At 66.9% G+C, this 21,728-nt stretch carries 17 protein-coding genes; 9 read left to right on the forward strand and 8 right to left on the reverse strand.

Annotated elements, in window-relative coordinates; translation table 11 throughout:
* Positions 1 to 170: 170 nt before the first annotated feature.
* Together SP5_RS02830 and SP5_RS02835 are read left to right on the forward strand one after the other, a co-directional pair.
* Complete coding sequence (locus SP5_RS02830; protein ID WP_042483814.1) at positions 171 to 350, forward strand: hypothetical protein; 180 nt, start codon at positions 171 to 173, stop codon at positions 348 to 350.
* Between the two features lie 297 nt (positions 351 to 647).
* A complete protein-coding gene (locus SP5_RS02835; RefSeq protein WP_245613380.1) occupies positions 648 to 2,348 on the forward strand; it encodes a hypothetical protein in 1,701 nt (566 codons plus the stop codon).
* 7 nt (positions 2,349 to 2,355) lie between these two features.
* Here SP5_RS02835 and SP5_RS02840 read toward each other — a convergent pair whose 3' ends face one another.
* The 3 genes from SP5_RS02840 to rplJ form a co-directional block, all read right to left on the reverse strand.
* Positions 2,356 to 3,435: a DUF5694 domain-containing protein gene (locus tag SP5_RS02840; protein WP_042483820.1), complete on the reverse strand. Its 1,080-nt coding sequence runs from the start codon at positions 3,433 to 3,435 to the stop codon at positions 2,356 to 2,358.
* 209 nt (positions 3,436 to 3,644) lie between these two features.
* Positions 3,645 to 4,019, reverse strand: a complete 375-nt coding sequence (gene rplL, locus SP5_RS02845; protein ID WP_007403895.1) for a 50S ribosomal protein L7/L12 — start codon at positions 4,017 to 4,019, stop codon at positions 3,645 to 3,647.
* Between the two features lie 69 nt (positions 4,020 to 4,088).
* Positions 4,089 to 4,610 (reverse strand): 50S ribosomal protein L10, encoded by a 522-nt coding sequence (gene rplJ / locus SP5_RS02850; RefSeq protein WP_042483938.1) that lies wholly within the window; start codon positions 4,608 to 4,610, stop codon positions 4,089 to 4,091.
* Positions 4,611 to 5,050: 440 nt separating this feature from the next.
* Here rplJ and SP5_RS02855 point away from each other — a divergent pair, with 440 nt between their 5' ends.
* The 3 genes from SP5_RS02855 to SP5_RS02865 all read left to right on the forward strand — a co-directional run bounded on the left by SP5_RS02855 (position 5,051) and on the right by SP5_RS02865 (position 9,650).
* Positions 5,051 to 7,531: a PhoX family protein gene (locus tag SP5_RS02855; RefSeq protein WP_042483823.1), complete on the forward strand. Its 2,481-nt coding sequence runs from the start codon at positions 5,051 to 5,053 to the stop codon at positions 7,529 to 7,531.
* Between the two features lie 92 nt (positions 7,532 to 7,623).
* Complete coding sequence (locus tag SP5_RS02860) at positions 7,624 to 8,829, forward strand: lactonase family protein (RefSeq protein WP_084220544.1); 1,206 nt, start codon at positions 7,624 to 7,626, stop codon at positions 8,827 to 8,829.
* A gap of 116 nt (positions 8,830 to 8,945) precedes the next feature.
* Positions 8,946 to 9,650, forward strand: a complete 705-nt coding sequence (locus SP5_RS02865; protein ID WP_042483826.1) for an HPP family protein — start codon at positions 8,946 to 8,948, stop codon at positions 9,648 to 9,650.
* A gap of 217 nt (positions 9,651 to 9,867) precedes the next feature.
* Here SP5_RS02865 and SP5_RS02870 read toward each other — a convergent pair whose 3' ends face one another.
* On the reverse strand, positions 9,868 to 12,240 hold the full coding sequence (locus SP5_RS02870) for a TonB-dependent receptor (protein ID WP_042483945.1): 2,373 nt from the start codon (positions 12,238 to 12,240) through the stop codon (positions 9,868 to 9,870).
* A gap of 368 nt (positions 12,241 to 12,608) precedes the next feature.
* On the opposite strand from SP5_RS02870, the gene SP5_RS02875 reads away from it, so the two are divergent.
* On the forward strand, positions 12,609 to 13,253 hold the full coding sequence (locus SP5_RS02875) for a DUF47 domain-containing protein (protein ID WP_042483828.1): 645 nt from the start codon (positions 12,609 to 12,611) through the stop codon (positions 13,251 to 13,253).
* A 10-nt stretch (positions 13,254 to 13,263) separates the two neighbouring features.
* Positions 13,264 to 14,277, forward strand: coding sequence for an inorganic phosphate transporter (locus SP5_RS02880; RefSeq protein WP_042483831.1), 1,014 nt, complete (start codon positions 13,264 to 13,266; stop codon positions 14,275 to 14,277).
* 240 nt (positions 14,278 to 14,517) lie between these two features.
* Here the strand turns inward: SP5_RS02880 and SP5_RS02885 are convergent, their stop codons facing one another.
* From SP5_RS02885 to SP5_RS02895, 3 genes are read right to left on the reverse strand one after another with little or no spacing between them, the layout of a single operon-like run.
* Positions 14,518 to 15,951: an efflux transporter outer membrane subunit gene (locus SP5_RS02885; protein WP_042483835.1), complete on the reverse strand. Its 1,434-nt coding sequence runs from the start codon at positions 15,949 to 15,951 to the stop codon at positions 14,518 to 14,520.
* Positions 15,948 to 19,127: an efflux RND transporter permease subunit gene (locus SP5_RS02890; protein WP_042483838.1), complete on the reverse strand. Its 3,180-nt coding sequence runs from the start codon at positions 19,125 to 19,127 to the stop codon at positions 15,948 to 15,950. The genes SP5_RS02885 and SP5_RS02890 overlap by 4 nt, the downstream gene beginning before the upstream one ends.
* Positions 19,127 to 20,389 (reverse strand): efflux RND transporter periplasmic adaptor subunit, encoded by a 1,263-nt coding sequence (locus SP5_RS02895; protein ID WP_042483841.1) that lies wholly within the window; start codon positions 20,387 to 20,389, stop codon positions 19,127 to 19,129. Before SP5_RS02895 ends, SP5_RS02890 begins: the two co-directional genes overlap by 1 nt.
* A 260-nt stretch (positions 20,390 to 20,649) precedes the next feature.
* Here SP5_RS02895 and SP5_RS18980 point away from each other — a divergent pair, with 260 nt between their 5' ends.
* Positions 20,650 to 20,805 (forward strand): hypothetical protein, encoded by a 156-nt coding sequence (locus tag SP5_RS18980; protein WP_157013558.1) that lies wholly within the window; start codon positions 20,650 to 20,652, stop codon positions 20,803 to 20,805.
* A 19-nt stretch (positions 20,806 to 20,824) separates the two neighbouring features.
* On the opposite strand, the gene SP5_RS18985 is transcribed toward SP5_RS18980, so the two are convergent.
* Positions 20,825 to 20,980 (reverse strand): hypothetical protein, encoded by a 156-nt coding sequence (locus SP5_RS18985; protein ID WP_157013559.1) that lies wholly within the window; start codon positions 20,978 to 20,980, stop codon positions 20,825 to 20,827.
* Between the two features lie 112 nt (positions 20,981 to 21,092).
* On the opposite strand from SP5_RS18985, the gene SP5_RS02905 reads away from it, so the two are divergent.
* A complete protein-coding gene (locus SP5_RS02905) occupies positions 21,093 to 21,728 on the forward strand; it encodes a YoaK family protein (RefSeq protein WP_042483846.1) in 636 nt (211 codons plus the stop codon).

The raw sequence follows: 21,728 nt of genomic DNA on the forward strand, positions 1-21,728 counted from the left end.
GGTTCCAGGCCATGATTTGTAACAGGAAAAACGACGGTTTTGCGCCGAATGGAGGGGGCGCAAGGCCGGACGCAGGAACCGAACCGCCCTCCCAACCATATACAGATATCGGAGAAGATCCCGGAAATGCGCGGGTTATTGGCGCATCTTCGGGACCCTGGAGACCTGAAATGACGTCGCCTGAGATTGACGAAGACTATTTCTACCAACGTGCGGAAACCGAACTCGAACTGGCCCAGAAGGCAACCCATCCGGCAGCGGTTCGAGCGCATTACATCATCGCCAACCACTATCTCGATCGTGTGTACAGCCAGCCCGAGGGCGGCCAGGTCGTCGAGGCGGCGGAGTAACGCTTGCGTTGTTTGGGGGGGCGTTCCGGGAAACGCGACGCCCCCTCGCGCTGCAAGAGCGCATCTTGTGGCTCTGCTCCGGCAGGCCATCTTGCGGTTCCATCCGGCGAAATCGATGGCGCGTTGCTCCGCCGCCTGTAACGCCGCCGCCTCCACGCCATGATCCAGTTCCTGTAACGTACCCCTCTGGAAAAGTCGGGGCATCGCGTAAGAAGGCGTACCACCCCGACGCTCGACAGTCCTCGCGCCCATGCCTAGGGCGAGGCGATGGAAATGCGCCATTCCCACGCGAAAATCTTGCCGCGTCCGTCCGGGCGGAGCTGGAGCGGCATTGCTCTGTTCATGCTCGCCTGGGCGCTCTCCATGGTGATCTTCTTTCGCGTGCCGATCGCCAGCGGGTTCGATCTGGGCTTTGGCGAGCGTGGCGATGCGCTGATCGAGATGACCATCCTCGAACATTGGCGCAATGTCTGGTCGGGGGTGTCGTCGTGGAATAGCGGCTTCTACTTCCACCCTTATAGCGGGACGCTCGGCTATAATGACGGCTATTTCCTCTATGGCATCGTCTACAGCCTGTGGCGGCTGGTCGCCGATCCGTTCCACGCCGACACGCTGAACATCCTGACCTTCAAGACGATCGGCTTCTTCGCGGCCTATGGGCTGGTGGCGCGGAGCCTGCGCTGGGGGCGGGGGGCGGCGTTGCTGGTCGCTTCGCTCTGGACGATCGCCAGCAATATCCATCTGCAAGCCGTCCATGCCCAGTTGCAGAGCGTCGCGCTGTTGCCCGTGGCGATGATGCTGGCGATCGGTTGCGTCGGCGCGGAAGGGGCGGGGCGGCATCGTGCCGCGAGGGTCCGGGCGGTGGGGCTGGCGGCGCTGATGGCGGCGTGGCTGATGACCTCCTATTATATGGCCTGGTTCACCATCTTCTCGGCCTGCCTGTTCCTGTCGTGCTGGGGTGTGATGACCGGCCAGGCGCGGCCCGCCGCCGCATGGGGACTGGTCCGCCGCCATGCCGGGACGATCGCGCTCGGCTTCGGTGCCTTTGCCGTCCTGATCCTGCCCTTTCTGATCGTCTATCTCCCCAAGATGCGCGAGACGGGGGGCGAGGGGCGGGAGGACATGCTCGGCTATCTCGTCACGCCGGTCATCGACATGGTGAATGTGGGACCGGGCAATTATGTCTGGGGCTGGCTGCTCGTGCCGCTCCATGCGCTGGTCCATCATCTGTTGCCGGATGATCCCGACCTGCCGCGCCGGGTGCTGGGGGGCGAGCATGAGGCGGGGTTTCCGCTGGCGATGGTCGCGCTGCTGCTGGTCGCGGCATGGCGGATCGTCGTGCCGCGACGGGTGGGCGCGGCCGTCGCGCCGGTGACGCTGCGCGCCTTCACCCTGGCCATGATGATCGCCTGGGTCCTGACCCTGCAATTCTGGTACGCCTCGCCCTGGCTGCTGGTGTTCGAGCTGGTGCCGGGGGCCAAGGGGTTGCGTACCGTCTCACGCTACCAGCTGTGGCTGACCCTGCCGTTCCTGCTGGTCATCGTCGCCGGGTGGCGGGCGCAGGCGGCGCGCTGGCGGGCGATGCATCCGACCTGGCTGGCGGCGATCGTCGCGCTGCTGGTCGCCGAGAATCTGAGCGCCGAGACGCCCGCGCAGCTGAGCCGCGCCGAACAGCGCGCCGCCCTGTCCGCGATCCCCTGGCCGCCGCGTGACTGCCGCGTCTTCTACGTCACCGCGTCGCGCGTGGCCGAGCCGCTCTATATCAGCGAGGAGTTGCACAAGCTCTATCCGCACAATGTCGACGGCATGTTCCTGGCCGAAATCTGGCGCGTGCCGACCATCAACGGCTTCTCGACCTTCAACCCGCCCGACTGGAATTTCGGCGACCCACGAGCGGCGGATTACGATGCGCGGGTGCGGGGTTATGTCCAGCGGCACGGGCTTCACCGTGTGTGTCGGCTCGACATGCGGCGGGCGCAGCCTTGGAGCCGGTTGTAACGAAGGTCTATCGCAAGATGGGCCCAAGATCGACGAGCGTCACGTCGCGCATTTGGTTTAGATAGGCTTCGTAATAGGGTTTGTGCGACGCGCCGACGATGGCGAGCATCCGCGTGCCAGGTGCGCGGCCAAGGACCTCACGGATGTTGGCCACCATGCGCAGGTTGCGTGTTTCCCAATAGGCAACATAGCGCCGCCCATAGCCCTGCGGCGACGGCTCGGCGAGCGCGGGCCCCCAGTCGGAGCGATAGGCCAGGTCGGCGGCCTTCGGCGCGTTCAGGGCGCGATAGAGGGCCAGCAGCCCGTTGGGCTGGGTAAGCCCGGCGTAGAGCCGCTCGCCTTCGGCCTTACGCGTTTTTGCGGCGGGGTTGTCCCAGGCACGGGCGATTGCCTCGCCATACGCCTTGTCGTCGATCTTCGCGCCGACGAAGGACTGGTCGTCGACGCTCCAGACCCGCTCCAGTCCCGACCGCGCGGCGAGTTGCGCGGCGACCAGCTCCGTTTCGCTTTTCGCCGTGAGTCGGGCCTGGAGGTCCCTCACCAGCGCCTCCGTCAGCCCGTTCTCCGCACGTCGCTCATCGGCGGGCAGGCGGAACCACTGGACCATCGCCGAGGCCGGTTCCCCGGCGGCGAGGAACAGTAGCGCCAGGCGACGGCGCTGGGCGGGTGTCGGCGCGGCAGGCCAGGCGGCGAGCAGCTCTTCGGCCCTGGCATTGGCGGCGACGACGTCAAGGCCCGCCGCCTGCCCGGCGGCGCTCGGGTCGAAGCAATAGGCTTCGACTTCCTCGGCATGACGTTCGCGCTGGTGACGCATGGCATCGCATTGCAGCCCGGCGATACTCTCGCTGGCCACTGCGGTCGGCTTCCAGCGGATCAGGCGCTCGAGCAGTGGCTCGACCATTTCAGGCCGAAAGCTGGCGGGGAGGTTCGACAGATGCGGCGAGCCCAGTACGAGCACCTCGTTCGGGCGTCCGGCGGGCCGATCGGTCATCGCGTCGGGATGGAAAGCCGGGCGATAGCGCTGGGCCTCGGCCATGCCCGCCAGCCCTGCCATGGTCGCCAAAAAGATGAAGCTGATCCGTCGCATCCGTTGCCCCCCATATCCCCGGACACAGCCGCCATGCTATTCGGTCAGCAGCTGTATTATCGATATAGTACGGCATGGCGATGGCAGGGGTCAATGGCATGGCGGACCCATGCCTCGCCCCAACAGAAAAGGGCGACCCCCGAAAGGGCCGCCCTTAACTTTAGCTCGCCAAGCGAACGGGTGCGGCCGGTTGCCCAGCCGCAGTCCGATTACTTGAGCTCGACGGTCGCGCCGGCTTCTTCGAGCTGCTTCTTGATCTTCTCGGCCTCGTCCTTGGCAATGCCTTCCTTGACGGGCTTCGGAGCGCCTTCGACCAGCGCCTTGGCTTCGGTCAGGCCCAGGCCGGTGATCGCGCGGACTTCCTTGATGACGTTGATCTTCTTGCCACCGTCGCCGGTGAGGATCACGTCGAATTCGGTCTTCTCTTCAGCGGCCGGAGCAGCAGCGCCGCCAGCAGCAGGAGCCGCGGCAACAGCAGCGGCGGCCGAGACGCCCCACTTCTCTTCGAGCATCTTCGAGAGCTCGGCGGCCTCGAGGACGGTCAGCTCGCTCAGCTGGTCAACCAGCGCGTTCAGGTCTGCCATGGTCTTATCTCCAATACGGGCCGTCTAAAATGGCCCGAGTGTGTCAGTTCAATCGTGTACGCCCGAAGATCAGGCGGCTTCCTTGTCCTTGTCGGCATAAGCCGCGAGGACGCGGGCGATCTGCGCCGCGGGAGCCTGGGTGATGGTTGCCAGCTTCGTGGCGGGTGCCACGATGAGGCCGACAATCTTCGCCCGGAGCTCGTCCAGCGAGGGCAGAGTCGCCAGCGCCTGCACGCCTGCGACATCAAGGACGTTCGCACCCATCGATCCGCCGACGATCTCGAACTTGTCGGTCGTCTTGGCGAAGTCCACGGCCACCTTGGCGGCGGCCACGGGATCGATCGAGCTGGCAATGCCGACGGGACCCGTCAGCATGTCAGCGACACCGGCATAGTCGGTGCCCTGGGCTGCGATCTTGGCAAGCCGGTTCTTCGAGACCTTGTAGGTCGCGCCGGCTTCCCGCATCTTCGTGCGCAGGGCCGTCGACTGGGCGACGGTCATGCCGTGGTTGCGGGTGATGACCACCACGCCAACCTCGTTGAAGTTGCGGTTCAGTTCGGCGACGGCCTGGCTCTTTTGATCGCGATCCATGCCATTCTCCATGGTTGGAACGGCCGCGAACGACCATCCCGGTTGCTTGACCGGGGGGTGAAACCACCCCTCGGGGTGTCCAGCGATGGGGAATGGGCAACCGACGCGTGAGAAACGCGGGGCAGACCGGGCGGGACCAGCGAGTGGTACGACCGGCAAAATCCTTTTCCCCGTCTCGGCAGGAGATTAAGCCAGGGCATATTCCCCGGCACCTGCTGTCTTGGACGGAATCCGAACGGGCAAGCCCATCCGGATGCGGGGCTGCCCTTACGGGGATCGCGCCGGGGAGTCAAGCGATCCCATCGCATGACGATGTTGTCATGCGCCAGTCATGCATCGGTCACCGACATGACGCGGAAATGAAGCGTGGATGACTTGGTCGGGCGGCAAAGCCCCCCTGTCTACCGCAACGCTTCCCGCGCGGTATCGGGGGAAATTCCATGTCGGATATCAACACCATGGTCGCCTATGATGATGGCGACATCGACACCAACCGCTCTGCGAATGCGCATATGAGCGACCTGATCGCCACCCGCCTGTCGCGCCGCCAGACGCTGCGCCACGGCGTATCGGCGATGACCACCGCGCTGTTCGGCGGGGCGCTGCTGGCCGGTTGCGACGACGAGAATCCGCAGGCGGTCACGGCCACGGCGGCGGGCAGCACCGCCAGCGTCGCGGCGGGCCGTCCCGTCACGCTGACCGGCACGGTCGGCAGCGGCCAGGTCGCCAACGTCAACTGGAGCCAGACGGCGGGTCCGTCGGTCACGCTGACGGGCGCCAACCAGCTGGTCGCCTCGTTCCGCGCACCCGCCGTGGCGACCGCGACGCAGCTGGCGTTCAAGCTGGAGATCACCAGCCGCGACGGGCTGGTCACCAACAACACCGTGACGGTCACGGTGACGCCGATCACGCTCGACTTCACCGCCGTGCCGCACAGCCTGGCCGATATCGTGACCGTCCCCTCGGGCTATAGCGTGACCGTGCTCTATCGCCTGGGCGATCCGATCAGCAGCGCCGTCCCGGCCTTTGGCAATAACGGCACCGACACCAATTTCGCGCAGCGCGCGGGCGACCATCATGACGGGATGAGCTATTTCGGCCTGTCCTCGTCGGGCGCCAATCCGGACCCGAACAGCAGCACGCGGGGGCTTCTGGTCCTCAACCACGAGAACATCACCCAGCTCTATCTCCACGCCAACGGCCCGACGCCCGCCCCGCGTCCCGAGTCGGAAGCGATCAAGGAGATCGAGTGCCACGGCGTCTCGGTGGTCGAGGTCGCCCGCACGAACGGCGCCTGGACCTATGTCCAGAGCTCGTCGCTGAACCGCCGCATCACGCCCAATACCCCGATGGCGTTCAGCGGCCCGGTGAAGGGTAATGCCTGGCTGAAGACCGCCTATTCGACCAACGGCACCATGGGCCGCGGCACGATCAACAATTGCGCCAACGGCACGATGGCGTGGAACACGTACCTGACCAACGAAGAGAATTGGGCGGGTTATTTCCGCCGGACCGCCGGTGACGCGGCGGTGCGGACCGCGACCACGGCCCGGCAGAACGTCTCGCTGGCGCGCTATGGCATCAGCGAGGGGCGCTCGGGTAATTATGGCTGGACCACGGTCACGCCATCGGACGCGTCGAGCACGATCTTCCGCCGCTGGAACGCGACCGCGAACGCCGCGCTGGCCGCCGATGGCACCGCCGACTTCCGGCACGAGCCGTTCCAGTTCGGCTGGGTGGTCGAGATCGACCCGTTCAACCCGAACTCGACCCCGCGCAAGCGCACCGCGCTCGGCCGCATGAACCATGAAGGCTGCCAGAGCGGCCGGATGATCGCCGGGGTTCGCCCCGCCTTCTACATGGGCGACGATGCGCAGAACGAATATATCTACAAGTTCGTCTCGGCGACGCCGTGGAATGCCTCGGACGCCAGCGCCAGCGATCGTCTGGCGGTGGGCGACAAGTATCTGGACAATGGCACGCTCTATGTCGCCAGGTTCAATGCGGACGGCACCGGCCTGTGGATGCCGCTGGTCTTCGGGCAGAACGGGCTGAATTCGTCGAACAGCATCTATCCCTTCGCCGACCAGGCCGATGTCCTGATCAACACCCGTCTGGCGGGCGACGTGCTGGGCGCGACGAAGATGGACCGGCCGGAATGGACCGCCGTCAACCCGGCGACCGGCGAGATGTATTGCACGCTGACCAACAACGCCTCGCGCCGCCCGGTCGCCTCGGGCAGCCTGACCGGCGTCGATGCGGCCAACCCGCGCGCCTATGTCGATGCGCCCTCGACCTCGGTCGGCAACCGCAACGGCCATATCATCCGTATCCGCGAGACGAACGACACGACCGAGGCGACCAGCTTCACCTGGGACGTCTATGCCTTCGGGGCGGGCGCGGACCTGGACCCGACTAACATCAACCTGTCGGGCCTGGATGCGACCAACGACTTCTCGTCGCCCGACGGCCTGTGGTTCAGCCTGCCGAGCAATGTCGCAGGACAGCAGACGCCGGTGATGTGGATCCAGACTGATGACGGCGCCTTCACCGACGTCACCAACTGCATGATGCTGGCCGCGATCCCGGGCCGGGTCGGCGATGGCGGCACCCGCCCGGTGACGAGCAGCGCGGGCGGGGCGAGCGCGACCGTCACCACCCGCATCGGCAAGGCGCCGGGCGTGACGCTGAAGCGCTTCCTGGTCGGTCCGAAGCAGTGCGAGATCACCGGCATCCACTCGACGCCGGACGGCACGTCGGTGTTCGTCAACATCCAGCATCCGGGCGAGGACGCCAGCAGCCCGGCGGCCCCGACCAGCAACTGGCCGGACAGCCAGGGCGGTTCGGCCTCGGCGACGATCCGTCCGCGCTCGGCCACCATCGTCATCACCAAGAATGACGGCGGCGTGGTCGCGATCTGATCGGCTGATCGCATCGCAGGCGCCGGGGGGCGGGAAGGCGATTGCCTTCCTGCCCCCTTTGGCGTTTGAAGGCCGCCGAACGGAGAGGCGGCATGACGACGACACGGCGTGAGGTGATAGCGGGCGCGATCGTGGCCACGGGACTGGGCGTCGTGGGCGAGCCGCTGTTCGCGCGCGTGTTGGTGCGGGACCGACTGATCGCGGGCACTTATGCCAATGAGGGTGGCAACGGTTTGTATCCCATCGTCGACGGGCACGTAGGCCGGCCGGTGGCGGGAATCATCAATGCTTCCTACGGTGTGGGCGGCGGTCCGAACGGCACCGTCTATCTGCTGCGCGAACAGGCCGAGGGGCGCGTGACCGGCTATGCCCCGGACTGGACCGCGCGGGGCGGTGCCTCGACCGGCGGGGCGGACCCATGTCATGTCGCGATCGACCATGCATCGGCCTGTCTGGCCGTCGCCAATTATTCCAGCGGTTCGGTCGCCTTCTATCGGCTGGATCGGCGCACGGGCGCGACCGGCGCGGCGCAACTGTTCCAGCATCGCGGTCACGGCCCCAACACCGAGCGTCAGGCCGGGCCGCACGCGCATTGGGTGGGGTTCAGCCCCGACCGGCGCTGGCTCCATGCGGTCGATCTGGGGGCGGATGCGATCTTCGCCTATCGCTTTGATCCGGTGGCGCGCACGCTCGCCGAGCCGGTGGTCGCATGGTCCGCTCCGGCGGGGGCGGGGCCGCGCCACATGGTCCGCCACCCGACCCTGCCGCGCGCCTATCTCGCCTGCGAATTGACGCCGAAGCTGTTCGTCCTCGATGCGCTGCCCGATGGGCGTTTCCGTGACGCGGGCGAACACGCGCTGCTCCCCAAGGGGACGACGGGGCCGTCCTATGCCGCGCATATCGCGATCGATCGGGCGGGGCGGACGCTCTATGTCTCCAATCGCGGCGCGAACAGCATCACGGTCTTCGCGCTCGATGCCAGGGGCGAGCCCCGGGTGGTGCAGCATGTCCCGACCGGCGGCGACTGGCCGCGCTTCTTCCTGCTGCGCGAGGGGCGGGGGGAGATGCTGGTGGCGAACGAGCGATCGGGGACGGTCGTGGCGTTCCGCGTCGCCCCTGACGGTCGCCTTACCTCGTCCGGCCGCAGCATCGCCATTCCGGGCGTGGTGTTCCTGGCCGAGGATCGAGGGGGCAAAACCCTGCCACAAAACGCACCCCCTCCTGCAGGCGGGAGGGGGCCGGGGGGAGGGCAAGGTGTCTCACCGAGACCGTCGCTTGCGGCGCAGCCCCCACCCTGAACCAGTTTCAGGTAAACGATGCCCCGCATCGTTTAGGCCATGCCGGGGGCATGACCGACCTGAAACTCCCCTGCCGGGAGGAGGGGCTTATCCAACGCAAAACCCCATAGGCCACCATGCGCTTCTTCCAACCCCTGCTCGCCGGAGCCACGCTGTCCGGCCGTCTGCTCGCCTGTGCCGGGGCGGTCATCGGCATCGCGCTGACCGTCATCGTGTGCGGCGGCCTGCCCATGTTCGGTCCCGACCTGCCGATCATCGTCGCACCGCTCGGGGCCTCGGCGGTGCTGGTCTTCGCCGTGCCCGCCAGCCCGCTGGCCCAGCCCTGGTCGGTGGTTGGCGGCAACGTCCTGTCGACGCTGGTCGGGGTGGCGATGTTCCAGGCGATCCCGTCGCTGCCCCTGGCGGCCGGGTGCGCGGTCGGGGGGGCAATCCTGGTCATGTCATTGGCGCGCTGCCTGCATCCACCGGGCGGCGCGGCGGCGCTGACTGCGGTGATCGGCAGCCAGGGGATCCATGCGGCGGGCTTTTCCTTCGCCTTTGCGCCGGTCGCGATCAACTCGATCGCGCTGGTGGCGCTGGGCATGTTCTTCCACCGGGCGACGGGGCGCAGCTATCCGCACGAGCCCGCGCTGGCTCCGCCGGTCGGCGACGCCTCGCGCATCCGGGCCGAGGATGTCGATGCCGCGCTGGCGGACATGCATGAGAGCTTCGACATTGCGCGAGAGGATCTGGACATGCTGCTCGCCCATGCCGAGCGCCATGCGCGGGCGAGGGCAAAGCCGGTGACGGCCGGGCGATTGCGGATTTTGCGGCGGGGGTAGGGCGTGGCCTTCGACTACGCTCAGGCTGAACGGGGGTGGGATCGACCCCACCCCGTCCGTTCGCGCTGAGCGTAGTCGAAGCGCACGGGTTAACCGGGCGGCTTGGCCAATGTCTGCCCGTGGCCTTCTACTTTGCTCAAGCTGAACGGACGGGGGATAACAAAAGGCCCGCCCCTCGGCCTGAGGGGCGGGCCTTTCCGTCACGCGGTCGAGCCGATCAGCGATACTTGCCGGTGAACGACACGCCGATGATGCGCGGTTCGTTGAACACGGCCGCCATATAGTTCTCGATCACGCCCTTGAGGTTCTTCTCGTTCGTGATGTTGCGGGCGAAGACCGACAGGCTCCAGTCGTCGTTCGGCGCCGAATAGCCGATGCTCAGGCCGCCCTCGAAATTGCCGTTCGAGGTGAACTCCTTGGTCCGGTACAGGACGAAGTTGGTATAGCCCTGCAGGTTCCAGTCGGTCGAGATGAACGCCTTGCCGCCATCGGCCAGCGGCATGTCGTACTTGGCCGCCAGGTTGACGTTATATTCCGGCGCGTTGGGCAGCGGGTTGCCGTTGATCGGCACGAAGAACGCCTTCGAGCCGAAGATCGTGCGGGTCGTGACCGGGCCGTTCAGCACGGTGCAGACCATCACGCCGTTCAGGCCGCAGGTCTGGACGCTGACGTTGCGGTCGCGGATCTCCGAGTGCAGCAGGCTGACGCCCGCCGACAGCGCCAGGTTGCGCACCGGCAGCCACTGGGCATCGGCTTCCAGGCCGTACGCCACCGCCTTGTCGGCATTGAGCAGCACGCCGTTGCCGTCCGAGTCATTGCCGTTCAGCTGGATGTTCTTGACGCGATAGGCAAAGGCCGCCGCGTTCAGGCGCAGCGTGTTGTCGAACAGCTTCGACTTGAAGCCGGTCTCGAACGACAGGTTCGTTTCCGAACCGGCGGTCGAGAAGTCCGAGTTGAACACCGCCGAACGCCCCTGGATGGTCGGGCCACGGAAGCCCTGCGCCGCGCGGACATAGACGTTCAGGTTCGGATTGACCTCATACATGGCCGACAGGTCCCAGCTGGGCTGGGTGTCCGACAGGCGCACGTCGCGACGACCGGTATAGCGTACACCACCGTCGGGACGGCCCGGTGCCTTCAGCAGCTGGGTGCGCTTGGTGTCCTCGCTGATCCGGCCACCGGCGGTCAGGGTCAGGCGGTCGGTCGCCTGATAGCTGACCTGCCCGAACACGCCCCATGAGGTGTTGACGTTGTGCAGGCGGACCCAGTTGTCCGGGTTGTTGGTGTTCGGATTGCCGGGCGCGGCCGGGTTGTAGGCGGGCAGCAGGAAAAAGCGGCGCTGATAGAAGTCGGTGATGTCGCGGCTGTCGAAATAGATGCCGCCGACCTGCCACTTGAACGCACCGCTGCCGGTCGAGGCCAGGCGGACTTCCTGCGTCCACTGGTCAAGACCGCGCACCTGGCCCAGGCTCAGGCCATAGCCGTTGGGCTGGCCGCCCACAGGGAAGTTCGCGGCCGCGCCACCGTCGGTGTCGCCCTTGCTGAAGCCCGCCGTGGTCTCATAGGCGGTGATCGATGTCAGCTCGGCCCCACCCATGTCCCAGGCGGCGCGCAGCGAGGTGCCTTGCGTGTCGTAGGACTGCGGGTTGTTCTGACCCTCGTCATAGGCGACACGGTCGCGCGGTTCCGCCGACACGTCGCGCGAACCCTTCTTCAGGGCAGCCCGATGGAACAGCGTCGAGGTGCCGTCATACCAGCGGGCATGGCCCGACAGGTTGAACGACAGCGTGTCGGTCGGCGTCAGCAGCAGCTGGAGGCGGACGTCGCGCTCGGTGAAGCCGCCCATGGCATTGTTCTTCGGGGTCAGCGTGCCGTCCAGGCTGGTGCCCGCATAGGTGTTGTCGACCCAGTTGTCGCGATGCTGGACCAGCGCCGACAGGCGGAAGGCCAGCACGTCGCGGATCAGGGGGCCGCCGACACCGGCGTCCATGCTGATCGTGTTGTAGCTGCCGATCGAGGCGGTGGCGCGGCTCTGGAAGGTCTGGGTCGGCTTGATCGTGTCGAACTTGATGATGCCCGCGGTCGTGTTGCGACCGAACAGCGAGCCCTGCGGCCCGCGCAGCACTTCGACCTGGTCGACGTCGAAGATCGGGTTCGACTTCAGCACGACATGCTCCAGGACCACGTCGTCCTGGATGATCGACACGGGCTGCGACGCGCCCAGATAGAAATCGATATTGCCGAGGCCGCGAATGTAGAAGCGCGGGAAGATGCGGCCGGTGGTCGTCTCGGCATACAGGCCGGGCACGCGGCCCGACAGCGCCAGGATGTCCTCACCGCCCTGCTGGAAGGTGCGCAGGTTCGACCCGCTGACCACGCCGACCGACACTGGCACGCGGTTCAGGCTTTCCGAACGGCGCTCGGCGGTGACGACGACGTCGCCCAGACCCTGCTGCTCGTCGGTCGCGGCGGTGGTGGCCCCATTCTGGGCGTTGCCCTGATCGGCGGCCGTCTGTGCCATCGCAGGCGCGGTCGCCAGCGTTCCCCACGCAGCGCCCAGCAGCGCCGCGGTCTTGATAACCGATTTCATATAGTCCCCACGCTCCGGCGGGCGGTTCACGCCGCCCGACTGATTAGATTCTCCCGGTAGGGCGGGCCGTTAGAGGCGCATTATGGCGCTCGCGTGACAGAGGTGATGCGGAAAAACCACAATGGCCGATGAATTTGCAATCGGTCGTGGCCAAGGCTCGACCGCCTTGGCGCGGCCGCTCTGGACCCTGTTGTCACAGAGTTGTAACCCGGTTTTGCTTGACGGGGGGCCTGCGTCTGGTCAGGGGGGCGGCGTTCGTGCCATCCTCGGTTCTTGACCCTTTGACGGTCCGGCGTTTCGTCGTGGCCCGATCGGTCATGGCCTGAAGACGTGTACGTTATCGGATCACTATCGGGGTTTACCGACTGATGTTCGCCTGGTTCCAACGCCTCCTGCCGAAGACGGGAAATTTCTTCGAGCTGTTCGAGGCGCAAGCCGCCACCATCCTTGCGGGGGCCGAGGCCACCGTTCGGCTGTTCGACAGCCAGGGTCACACCGCCGACGAGATCGCCGTCGTTGCCGCGCGCGAGCATGACGCCGACGAGATCACGCGACAGGTGCTGACCTCGGTCCGCTCGACCTTCCTGACGCCGTTCGACCGCGCCTCGATCACCTCGCTGATCGGCTCGCTGGACGATACGATCGACGAAATGAACGCGGCGGCCACCGCGATCGGCCTGTACCGGCTGACCAACTTCGCGCCCGAGATGCGCGAGATGGCGGCGGTCGCGGTCGAGGCGGCCCGGCTGACCGTGGAGGCGATGCCGCTGATGCGCGACGTCGCGCGCAACGGCGACCGCCTCCACGCACTGACCGAGGAGCTGGTCCGGCTGGAAGGGCGTGCCGACGAGATCCATGCGGCAGGCCTGAAGCGCACGCTGGACGAATGCGGCGAGCGCGACACGCTGCGCTTCGTCATCGAAAAGGAAGTCTACAAGCATCTGGAGCGCATCCTCGACGCGTTCGAGGATGTCGCCGACGAGATCGACGGCATCGTCATCGATCACGCCTGAGGCGGCGGCAATGCATGAACTCGCCTTTCCGTTGCTGGCCGGCCTGATCCTGGTCGCGCTGGCCTTCGATTATCTCAACGGCCTGCATGACGCGGCCAACTCGATCGCCACGGTGGTCGCGACCCGGCTGCTGTCACCGGTCGCGGCGGTGGTGTTCGCGGCCTTCTTCAACTTCGCGGCCTATTTCCTGACCGTCGCCTTCCCCAGCCTGCACAAGGTGGCGGAGACGGTCGGCAAGGGCCTGATCGCCCAGGACGTGGTGACGCCCGCCGTCATCTTCGGCGCGCTGGGCGGGGCGATGGCGTGGAACGTCATCACCTGGCTGCGCGGCATCCCGTCGTCGAGCAGCCATGCGCTGGTCGGCGGGCTGGTCGGTGCCGGTGTCGCCCATGCGGGCATGGGCGCGGTCCAGTGGGCGGGGCTGAACAAGACGCTGCTCGCCATCGTGCTGTCGCCGCTGCTCGGCATGATGCTGGCGATGCTGGTCATGCTGCTGAGCAGCTGGGCACTGCGTCGGTCGACGGCGGGGCAGGCGGAGCGCAGCTTCCGTGCGCTGCACCTCGTCTCGTCTGCGGCCTATTCGCTCAGCCACGGGCTGAACGATGCGCAGAAGACGATGGGCATCATCACCGTCCTCCTCTATTCGACCGGCCGCCTGACCGGCCCGTTCGAGGTGCCGCACTGGGTCGCCATTTCCTGCTATGTCGCGATGGCGCTGGGCACGATGACCGGCGGCTGGAAGATCATCGAGACGATGGGCAGCCGCATCACCAAGCTGTCGCAGCACCAGGGGTTCAGCGCCTCGACCGCGGGCTCGATCGTGATCTTCTGTGCCTCCGCGCTGGGGATTCCGGTGTCGACGACGCATACCATCACCGGCTCGATCATCGGCGCGGGCGTCGCGCGGCGCGCCTCGGCAGTGCGCTGGGGCGTGGCGGGCAATGTGGTGATCGCCTGGATCATCACCATCCCGGCCTCCGCCGTGATGGGGGCAGGGTTCTATCTGCTGACCCGGTTGTTCTGATTGGGGGGAGGGCTGAGGCTCTCCCCTTTTCTGATGATCCTCCCCGTGCCGGGGAGGTGGCAGGCCGCAGGCCTGACGGAGGGGGGCTTCCTCACAGGTGGTACTTGGCGGATAACCCCCTCCACCATCCTTCGGATGGTCCCCCTCCCCGTGCCGGGGAGGAATAAGACGTGGCCTTCGACTTTGCTCAGGCTGAGCGGGGGGCGGGGATGAGCCATATCAGCCCACCCCCCGCAATCCTCAAGACCCCGTAACCGGCCCGCCCGCCGCCTGGAACAGTGCGACCGTGTCGGTCATCCGGGCCGCCTTGGCCTGGATCAACTGCGACCGCGCCTGCGCATCCGTGGCGGTGGCGTTCAGCAGCTGCAACGTCCCCACATCACCCAGCGCCAGCTGTCGCCGTGCGAAGGTCAGCGCCTGGCCCGCGGCGTTGCTCGCGCGCTGTGCCGCGTCGAGCGCCTGGGCGTCGGTGGACAGGCCGGTCAGCGAGTCCGCGACATTGCCGAACGCCTGAAGGACGGCCTGGCGATATTGCGCCTTGGCCCCGTCCAGCGCCGCTTCCGCCGCCTTTTGCTGGTGACGCAGCGCGTTGGCGTGGAACAGCGGCTGGGTGACCCCGCCGAGCAGCGCCCAGAAGGGGTTGCCGCTCTTGAACATGTCGCCGAAATTCTGCGCCGAGCCCCCCGCATTGGCGGACAGCTGGATGCTGGGCAGGCGCGCGGCGATGGCGGCGCCGACATCGGCTCCGGCACCCTGCAACTGGGCTGCGGCGGCCAACACGTCGGGACGGCGATGGACCAGCTCGGACGGGACGATCGCGGGCAGTTCGCTCGGCAGGGTCAGCTGCGACAGTTCGGGCAGCGGCGGCAGGGGCGAGCCCGCCGGGCGGCCGATCAGCGTGGCGATGACGGTCCGCTGCGCGGCCTCGGCACGGACCAGCGGGGGCAGGGCGCCCTCGGCGGTGGCGAGCGCGGCCTGCTGCGTCGCCACGTCGGACGCGCCCACCGCGCCCAGTCGCTGGCGCTGTTGGAGCGCGGACAGGATGTCGCGGTTGACCTTCACGGCGGTCTGCGCGGCGGCGACCTGTTCGGCCAGGCTCGCCCGCTCGATCAGCGCGGTGACGAGGTTCGCCGCCACCGTCATCCGTGCCGCGTCGAGCTGATGCCGCTCGACCTCGGCCCGCGCGACGGCGGAGCGGACCTGCGCCCGGTTCCCGCCGAACGCGTCGACGTCATAGGACACGCTGACCTGCGCGGTGTGCAGCGTGTAGAGCTGCTGGTTCTGGTCGGCGACCGCCGGGGACAGCGCGTTGGATACGCGGGTCCGCTGGACATTGTAGTTCAGTCCGCCCTGCGGAAACAGCAGCGAGCCACGCGTCGCCCGTGCCTGCTCGCGCGCCTGCCGCAGCGCGGCTTCGGCGACGCCCACGTCGTTATTGTGGGCCAGCGCCTCGGCGACCAGCGCGTCGAGCTGGGCATTGCCGAAGGCGTGCCACCATTCGGGCGCGACGGTCGCCGACACCGTCTGCGCCGGGCCGGTCGCGGGTGCGATCACCGGCGCAGGGGCCATGGGCGGCAGGTTGGCATGCGCGTCCAGATCGTGCGGGCCGACCGCGCAGCCGGAGATGCTGGCCGAGACGCACGCCAGCAGCGGCAGGGTCAGGAAACGCTTCATGCCGTGGCTCCCGTCTCGGGCTGGTCGTCGTGGAAGTGGTCGGTTTTCTGCTTGCGCTGCGACAGCGGCAGGCGCGTCGAATAGCGGCTGATCAGCACCGGCAGAACCAGCAGGATCAGCACCGGGGCCAGTGTCATGCCGCCGACCACGACCAGTGCGAGCGGCTTCTGCACCTGGCTGCCGATTCCGTGCGAGAGTGCTGCGGGCAGCAGACCGATGGCGGCGACCAGACAGGTCATGACCACCGGGCGCAGGCTGTTCTTGACGGTGGTGGCCAGCGCATTCTCGCGCGGCGCGCCTTCGTCGATGGCGTTGTTGAAGGTGGTGACGACCAGGATCCCGTCCATCACCGCAATGCCGAACAAGGCCACGAAGCCGATCGCCGCCGAGATGCTGAACGCCGTGCCGGTCAGCGCCAGCGCCAGCACACCGCCCACGATCGCCATCGGGATCGCGGAGAAGGCGAGCAGGCTGTCCCGCATCGATCCGAAGTTCGCATAGAGCAGCAGCAGGATGAGGACGAGGCTGATCGGCACCACGATCTCCAGCCGGGCGATCGCGTTCTTCAGGTTATCCAGCTCGCCCGCCCATTCCAGATGATAGCCCGGCGGCAGGTGGACATTCTGATTGATCCGCGCGCGTGCCTCCTCGACCGCGCCGCCCAGGTCGCGGCCACGCACCGAGAATTTGATCGGGACGTACCGCTCCTGATGCTCGCGATAGATGAACGACGCACCGCTGGTCAGCTTGACGTTCGCCACTTCGGACAGCGGGACCTGTATGGTCCCGTTGCCGTCGGGCGAGGGCGCGCCGATCGTGATGTTGCGCACCGATTCCAGCGAGTCGCGCTGGGTCGGCTGCAACCGCACGATGATCGGGAAGTGGCGGTCGGTGCCCGGCTCGTACAGGTCGGCCGAGGACTGGCCACCGATGGCGGCGGCCACCGTCTGGTTGATGTCGTCGGGCGTCAGGCCGTAGCGGGCGGCCTTGGCGCGATCGACGTCGATCCGCACGGTCGGCTGGCCCAGAATCTCGAACACGCCGAGATCCTCAATGCCCTTCACCTTGGCCATCTGCGCCTTGATCTGGTTGGCCAGCTTCTCCAGCGTGACCAGATCGGGGCCGAACAGCTTGATCGAATTGGCGCCCTTCACGCCGGAGGCGGCTTCCTCGACATTATCCTCGATGATCTGCGAGAAGGAGAAGTCGACGCCCGGATATTTCTTGGCGAGGCGGGTCGACAGCTCGTCGATCAGCTTCTCCTTGGTCATGCCGCTCGGCCAGGTGTCGAAGGGCTTGAGCGGCACGAAGAACTCGACGTTGAAGAAGCCGGTCGCATCGGTGCCGTCATCCGGGCGGCCATGGGCGGACAGGACCGCCGTGGTCTCCGGGTAGGAGGCGATGATCTTGCGCACCTCATTGGTCACCTTCTCGCCCGCCTCGAGACTGATCGAGGAGGGGAGGGTGGCGCGGATGTACATATTGCCTTCTTCGAGGTGCGGCAGGAACTCGATACCCAGCGAGCGCACGCCGACGACCGCCAGCCCCATCATCAGCACCGCGCCGCCGATCGTCACGACCTTGTTGCGCAGCGCGAAGGAGGCGGCGGGTTCATAGACGCGGCGCAGCTTGCCGACGATGAAGGTTTCGGTCTCGGCCAGCTTGTCCGGCAGCAGCAGCGTCGAGAGCACCGGCGCGACGGTAAAGGTCGCCAGCAGGCCGCCGCTGATCGCATAGGCATAGGTCTTGGCCATCGGGCCGAAGATATGGCCTTCGACCCCGGTCAGGGTGAACAGCGGCAGGAAGCTGGCGATGATGATCGCGGCGGCGAAGAAGATGCCGCGGCTCACCTCCGAGGATGCGCCCAGCACCGCGCCGAAGCGGCTCGCCATGGTATAACGGCCCTGGCCACTTTCGACGGCGGCGGAGCGTTCGACCATATGGCGGAAGATATTTTCCACCATGATGACGCAGGCATCGACGACCAGGCCGAAGTCGAGCGCACCCACCGACAACAGGTTCGCACTCTCCCCCTGCAACACCAGGATCAGGATCGCGAAGGCCAGTGCGAAGGGGATGGTCGCCGCCACGATGATCGCCGAGCGCAGATTGCCGAGGAACAGCCACTGCAACGCGAAGATCAGCAGGATGCCCACCACCATGTTTTCCATGACGGTGTGGATGGTCAGTTTGATGAGGTCGGAACGGTCATAGATCCGCTCCAGATGCACGCCGGGGGGCAGCACGCCGCTGTCGTTGATGTTGGCGACCTCGGCCTGCACGGCCTTGATCGTCGGCATCGACTGGGCGCCGCGCTGCATCAGGACGATGCCCTGCACGATGTCGTCGTCATTGTTGTATCCGGCAATGCCCATGCGCGGCGCGTTGCCGACCTTCACGGTCGCCACGTCCTTGATGAGCACGGGCGCGCCGCCCGCCTGGCCGACCAGAACGTTCTGGATCGCGTCGGGCGACTGGATCAGGCCGATGCCGCGCACGATCGCGGCCTGTTCGCCGAAGTTGATCGTCTGGCCGCCGACATTGCCGTCGCTCTTGGACAACGCCGCCAGCACCTGTGCGACGGTCACGCCGTGGGCGTTCAGCCGGTTCTGGTCGATCACCACGTCATAGGCGCGCAGCTTGCCGCCCCAGCCGGTCACGTCGATGACGCCCGGAATCCGCTTGAACCGGCGTTGCAGCACCCAGTCCTGCAGCGTCTTGAGGTCCATCACCGAATAGCCCTTGGGCGCGGCGATGCGGTAGCGATAGATTTCCCCCACCGGCGAGGTCGGCGACAGCGTCGGCTGCGCGCCACCGGCCAGCGGCGGCAGCTGCGACAGGCGGTTGATGACCTGCTGACGTGCCTGCTCGTTGGTATAGTCGTAGGTGAACTGGATCTTGATGTCCGAGAGGCCGAACAGGCTGATCGCGCGGATCGCGGTCAGGTGCGGGATGCCCGCCATCTGGACCTCGATCGGGATGGTGACGTTGCGCTCCATCTCCTCGGCCGACAACCCTTGCGTCTGGGTGATGACCTCGACCATCGGGGGGACCGGGTCGGGATAGGCTTCGATGTTGAGGTTGATGAAGCCGATGACGCCAGCGACGATCATCGCGAAGAACAGGCCGACGATCAGCAATCGCTGACGCAGCGCAAAGTCGACGATGCGGTTCATTATTCGCCGATCCCCGCTTCGTTCACGAACAGCGCGCCCGAGGTGACGATCTTCTCGCCCGGCTTCAGGCCCTGGGTGATGGTGACCAGGCCATTGGCGGAGTCGCCCGTCGTCACGTCGCGCGCGACCAGCAGGCCGTCGGGCCGCATGATCCAGACGCGCGCGGTGTCGCCTTCATGGATGACGGCGGCGGCGGGGACGCGGATCGCTTCGCCCGCGTTCAGATGCTTGATCGCGAAGCTGGCGAACATCTGGGGCTTGAGCGCCTTGTCGGGATTGGGGATCGAGGCGCGGACCGGCAGGCGGTGCGTCTGCGGGTCGAGTGCGGCGCCGACCAGGTCGATCGTCGCGTGGAAGACGCGGCCCGGCAGCGCGGGGGTCGTCACCTCGACGGGATCGCCGACGCGGACATTCTCGGCATCGCTCTCGGCCACCTGCGCGACCAGCCATACGCGCGACGGATCGGTGATGGTCATCACCGGCTTGTCGCCGCCCTGCGACACATATTGCCCCGGCGCGACATCGCGCGAGGCGACGACGCCGCTGATCGGTGCGTGCAGCGTGGTGATGTCGTGGATGCCGGAGACTTCGCCGACATTCTCCAGCCGGTTGATTTCACCCTGCGACTTGCCGAGGATCGCCAGCTTGTCGCGCGCCGCGCCCAGCGAGGCGGCGGCGGTGCGCGCGGTCGCCTGCGCGGCGGCGAGGTCGGCCTTGGCCTGCTGATAATCCTTCAGCGCGCCACCGGCGGTCTCATAGATTTGCTGCTGGCGGTCGGCGTTGCGCTGCGCCGCGACCAGCTGCGCCTGCGCGTTCTGGTAGGCGGCGCGGGCCGAGAAGAGGCCCGAGCGGGCATCGACGAAATCGCTGGTCTTGATGAGGAGCAGCGGCTGGCCCTGGCGCACCGTCTGGCCCGCATCGGCCAGCACGCGCACCACCTGCCCCGCATAGGGCATCAGCACCGGGGTCGAGCGGGTCGCATCGACGGTGATCGCGCCGGTCGCCATGGGCTGGTCGCCCGACGCGCCCAGCCCGACGCGCATCGTCGGCATCGCGGCCAGCTGGTCCTTCGACAGGCGCAGCGTGCCCGGCGGCGGCGGGGCGGGGGGCGTTTCTTCCTTGTGCGTCAGCTTGCCGATAACCGTGAACAGGACCAGCGCCCCGATCAGCACGGCGGCGGCGATGCCGACCCAGCGCCATTGCTGTGCGGAGGACAGGCGGCGGGTTTCGGGTAGCGTTGCGTCGGCGGGATTGACGTGCATCGGTGTCTTTCGGCGCAAGAAGGCGGATATTAGCCCGGCCGATAGGGGCAAATCCCTGACGCACCCCTTACGGGTTCCTTACGAGACGTTCATGATTGCACGCCGCCGGACGGTCCGAAAACCTGCGAAAATTGCCCGAATGACCCGATTCCAACATCTTGGGGGGAGGCTTGCCGATATGACCGCCCTGTCACCTGTCCGGAACAAAAGTCACGGTTCGTCGTTGAAATCCAACGGCTCGACATAAGGGAGGGTGTAAAATGGCCAGTCACATGCCGCCGCCACGGATTTCCGACATGCCGCGAGAGCAGCGTCTGGATGCGCTCTATCGTCGTGCGGCCGAGGATCGTGCGCGCTATCTGGCGATGCGTACGCGCAAGCCCGGCCTGCTCGACCGGCTGCTTCACATGTTCTGATCGAGTGGCGTCGCGTGCGTCAGGGAAGGGTGTGACGCGCGCGACGACGTGGAATCGTCCGGGGGCGCAGGCGCTTTTCGCGACGCATGTCGCTGTGACCCAGCGCGATCATGATGATGACAAGCGAAGACAGCGCCGACACGGTCAACCAGATTTCCACGAGCGCGCCCGCCATGCCATCTCCCCCAATTCGGAACCGCGCCAACGCGCTTGTCCGCGATCCGATCCCTTCACGCATCGCAATATCCTTTGGTCGCGCCGCATCCGCCGCGATATAGCTGCCCGCCATGATCCGATCCGATCGCCGATCCTGGCCGCTGGCCATCTGGCTGGCCCTGTTGGCCGGTTATGTCGATGCGATCGGATTTCAGCAGCTTGGCGGCTATTTCGTCTCCTTCATGAGCGGCAATGGCACGATGCTGGCAGTCCGGCTGATCGCGCCGCAAGGTCCTATGTCGGGCGGGGTCGCGATATTGGCGATGCTGCTGGCGCTGTTCGTCGCGGGCGTGCTGGTCGGCACACTGGTCCGGCTGGCATTGCTGCGGGTCGGGCAGGTCGCGGTGCTGCTGCTGGTCGCCCTGCTGTTGGGCGGCGTCGTGGTGCTGGGCGGCCGGGCGGCCCCCACCATGGCGCTGGTGATGGGTGCGACCAACGCCACCTTCGAGCGTGATGGCGAGGTGAGCATCGGCGTCACCTATATGACCGGCACATTGGTCAAGATCGGACAGCATCTGGCGCACAGCGTCGCGGGGCGCGCGCGTTGGGGCTGGCTGCCCTATCTGCTGCTCTGGAGCGGATTTCTGGTCGGTGCGGGGCTGGGGGCGCTGGCCTTTCCGCTTTGGGGGTTGACCGCGCTGGCGGCGGCGGTGGCAGGCGCGCTGATCGCGGCGGGGGCGGCATGGCGGCTCCGTCCGATGGCCTGA

The organism is Sphingomonas parapaucimobilis NBRC 15100 (assembly GCF_000787715.1).
GTDB lineage: Bacteria > Pseudomonadota > Alphaproteobacteria > Sphingomonadales > Sphingomonadaceae > Sphingomonas > Sphingomonas parapaucimobilis.